Origin of the sequence: Corallococcus sicarius, from assembly GCF_003611735.1 — a bacterium.
Taxonomy (GTDB): Bacteria; Myxococcota; Myxococcia; order Myxococcales; family Myxococcaceae; genus Corallococcus; species Corallococcus sicarius.
Map to the genome: position 1 here is coordinate 1 of NZ_RAWG01000545.1, position 3,235 is coordinate 3,235.

Genomic DNA, 3,235 nt, shown 5'->3' on the forward strand with positions numbered 1-3,235 from the left:
GTCAGGGCTCCCGGGGGCGGGGTAGAGGTCGAAGCTCGCATGAAAGCCTCCCTCCGCCTCCTCCTCGTGGTGGTCCTCGCCGTGCTGGCGGCGGATCAGGTGACCAAGTACCTGGCCGTGTCGCGGCTGACGCAAGCCCTGGACGGCCGCAGCGGCCTGTCCCGCGTCACGGGCTTCGTGCAGGAACAGAACCTGGACAACGACCCTCCCGCGGAGGGCATGTTCCGGCGCAACACCCGGCCGTACCGCTTCATCGAGGACTACTGGCACTTCCGCTACGTGGAGAACCCGGGCGCGGCGTGGGGCATGTTCTCCAACCTGCCGGACCCCGTGCGCAAGACGTTCTTCCACGTGGTGAGTCTGGCGGCGCTGGGCTTCATCCTGATGCTGTACCGCCGCACGGACGCGTCCCAGAAGCTGGTGCGCGTGGCGCTGGCGCTCATCTCCGGCGGCGCGCTGGGCAACTTCGTGGACCGGCTCATCCGGGGCTACGTCATCGACTTCGTCGACTGGCACTGGCGCAACCAGCCGGGCATGCGCTGGCCCACGTTCAACGTGGCGGACGCCGCCATCGTCGTGGGCGTGGCGCTGATGCTGCTGGACTCGTTCCGCAGCCGCCCGGCGGTGGAGGCCTCCGCCCCGTCGCTCACCCAGAGCCCGCATCCGTGACGGGCCGGGGCGGGCTGGTATAAGCCGTCCCCGTGCCGCGCAAATACGTCATCCTCCTCGCCCTCACGCTGGGCGTCATCGTGCTCGACCAGTGGACGAAGTACCTGGTGGTGCGCGACCTGACGACCCGCTTCGACGGGGCCACCACGCTGTCCCAACGCCTGGGCGCGCTGTACTCGCCCGCGGAGGCCCCCGGCCGCTACGGGCTGCAGTTCCAGCCCCGCACGCACGTGGAGGTGGTGGAGGACTTCTTCCGCCTGCGCTACGCGGAGAACCCGGGTGCCGCGTGGGGCATGTTCCGCGACCTGCCGCCCCACGTGCGCGGCCCGCTCTTCCACGTGGTGAGCGTGGGCGCGGTGCTCCTCATCGTCTTCTACTTCCGGAAGCTGTCCGGCAAGGACCCCGCGGAGGTGTGGGCGCTGTGGGGCCTGCCGCTGGTGCTGGGCGGCGCGCTGGGCAACTACATCGACCGGGTGGCGCGGGCCTTCGTCATCGATTTCCTGGAGGCCCACTGGTACGACAAGGCGGCCTGGCCGTCCTTCAACGTCGCGGACGCGGCCATCTGCATCGGCGTGGGCATGCTCATCGTGGACGCCTTCGTCCGCAAGGAGAAGCCCGCCTCCGCGCCCGCCGGGGCCTGACGCCCGCCTCTGCTTCCGGGCCGGCCGGGAATGTCCCGCCGGGCCGCTCCGGTTGTCCCCGCCGCTTCCCGGCCGAGGTCCCATGCTCCCCGTCCTGTTCCGCATCGCCTTCACCAGCCTCTGGATGCAGCTCCTGCTGTACGCCGTCGCGGTGGGGGTGGTGGCCTCCATCGCCGTCAACGGCTGGCGCGGCGCGGCGGGGCCGGTGGATCCGAAGACCGGCAAGGCCGCTCCCGCGTCGCTCCAGGACAAGCTCCAGCGCGCGGGCGGACTGACGCTCACCGGCGCGGTGATGGCGTACTTCGGCCTCCTGTACATGCTGCCCGAGGACGCCTTCCCGGGAGGCAAGGGGGAGGGCCTCCCGGTGCACACCTACGGCGTGCTCCTGGCCTCGGGCTTCATCTGCGCGGTGGTGGTGGCGGCGAGGCTCGCGCAGGACGAGTGGCGCCGGGTCACCTTCGTGGAGGGCCAGGGCTTCGTGGACACCGAGGGGCCCAAGCGCCGCGAGCAGGTCATCGACCTGGCGTTCTGGGTGCTCATCGGCGGGCTGCTGGGCAGTCGCGCCCTGTTCGTGCTGGTGAACTGGCAGGACTACGCGCGTGACTGGACGCAGGCGTTCTCGCTGGGCGGCGGGCTGGTGTTCTACGGCGGCCTCATCGGGGCGGGGCTGGCGGCGTACCTCTTCGCGCACAGGTACGACCTGGACTTCCTGCGGCTGGCCGACGTGTGCATCCCCACCGTATCGCTGGGCCAGTGCCTGGGGCGCCTGGGCTGCTTCTCCGCCGGCTGCTGCTGGGGAGACATGGCGGGCAGCCACTCGCACACCGGGGTGATGTTCCCCGGCTCGGGCGTGGTGAAGGACCTGTTCGGCCAGTGGGGGCGCTCGCCCAGCCTGGCGTTCAGCTCGCAGGCGGATGACACCCGCTTCGTCGTGGAGGCCACCGGGCAGGTGCTCCACGAAGCGGCGCCGGGCGCGGTGCGCATCTCCGACTGGGTGGCCCTGCACGGCACCACGCTGCCGGTGTACCCCACGCAGCTCTTCGAGTCCGTGGGGCAGCTGGTGCTCTTCGTGGCGCTCCTGTACGCGCGCCGCTTCCGCCGCTTCCACGGGCACATCTTCGCCCTCTGGCTGATGGCCTACGCCGTCCTGCGCACCACGGTGGAGCTGTTCCGGGGGGACCTGGAGCGCGGCACCCTGCACGGCCTGTTGGAGTCGCTGGGGGCCCAGGGGCTGGCCGGGGCGGTGCCCCTGGAGGCCTGGTACAACGTGTCCACCAGCCAGTTCATCTCCCTGTGCATGTTCACCTTCGGTGCGGTGCTGCTGGCCCGCCACCGGCCGGCGGGTGAGGCGCCGGGCCTGGGACCGACCCCGTCCGCGGCCTGAGGTTGCGAGCGGCGCCCGGGTTGAGGACACTCCAGGAACATGCCGCCGCCCGACAACACCCGGTCCGCCGCCAAAGGTGGGGCCCGGCCCGCGCAGGACGCCAGCTCTTCCAGCGAAGCCGCCCTCCAGGAGTGCGAGGCGCTGGAGGCGGAGATCGCGGAGCTGCGCCACACCTACGAGCAGTACTTCCTGGGCATGGAGCGGCAGGCGCCCATCCGCGCGCACGAAGACCTCAAGAAGCGGATGATGCGGCTCAAGGGCGCCTTCGTGCGCAGCACGTCGGTGAAGTTCCGCGTGCAGAGCCTCCACAACAAGTTCCTCACGTATGAGCGGCTCTGGGTGCGGACCATCCAGGAGATTGAAGCCGGCACCTACCACCGCGACCTCGCCAAGGCCCGCCGCCGCTCCGTGGCCCAGAAGCAGCCCGAGGCGTCCGGCGAGCGCCGCAAGGACGTGGTGGAGCTGCCGGAGGAGATCTCCGACATGGACTTCGAGGAGGTGGCGGAGCTGGTGGGCCGCGTGTCTCCCAACGAGCCCAAGG

Annotated in this window: 3 protein-coding genes and 1 pseudogene; all 4 read left to right on the forward strand. The window is 70.9% G+C overall.

The annotated features are described in order from the left end of the window. The first annotated feature begins 39 nt into the window (after positions 1-39). On the forward strand, positions 40-669 hold the full coding sequence (lspA, locus tag D7X12_RS40395) for a signal peptidase II (RefSeq protein WP_120630440.1): 630 nt from the start codon (positions 40-42) through the stop codon (positions 667-669). A gap of 32 nt (positions 670-701) precedes the next feature. Further along, positions 702-1,310 carry a signal peptidase II gene (gene lspA / locus D7X12_RS40400; RefSeq protein ID WP_120630441.1) on the forward strand — a complete coding sequence of 203 codons (609 nt, stop codon included), beginning with the start codon at positions 702-704 and terminating at the stop codon, positions 1,308-1,310. Positions 1,311-1,392: 82 nt separating this feature from the next. Next, positions 1,393-2,694, forward strand: a complete 1,302-nt coding sequence (locus tag D7X12_RS40405) for a prolipoprotein diacylglyceryl transferase (protein WP_120630442.1) — start codon at positions 1,393-1,395, stop codon at positions 2,692-2,694. Positions 2,695-2,733: 39 nt separating this feature from the next. Beyond that, a pseudogene (locus D7X12_RS40410) lies at positions 2,734-3,235 on the forward strand (MXAN_5187 C-terminal domain-containing protein); the annotation flags it as partial.

Bases quoted from the DNA above. Each gene is read 5' to 3' on its own strand.
- D7X12_RS40405 (WP_120630442.1), top strand. From the start codon at position 1,393: ATGCTCCCCGTCCTGTTCCGCATCGCCTTCACCAGCCTCTGGATGCAG.
- lspA (WP_120630440.1), top strand. From the start codon at position 40: ATGAAAGCCTCCCTCCGCCTCCTCCTCGTGGTGGTCCTCGCCGTGCTG.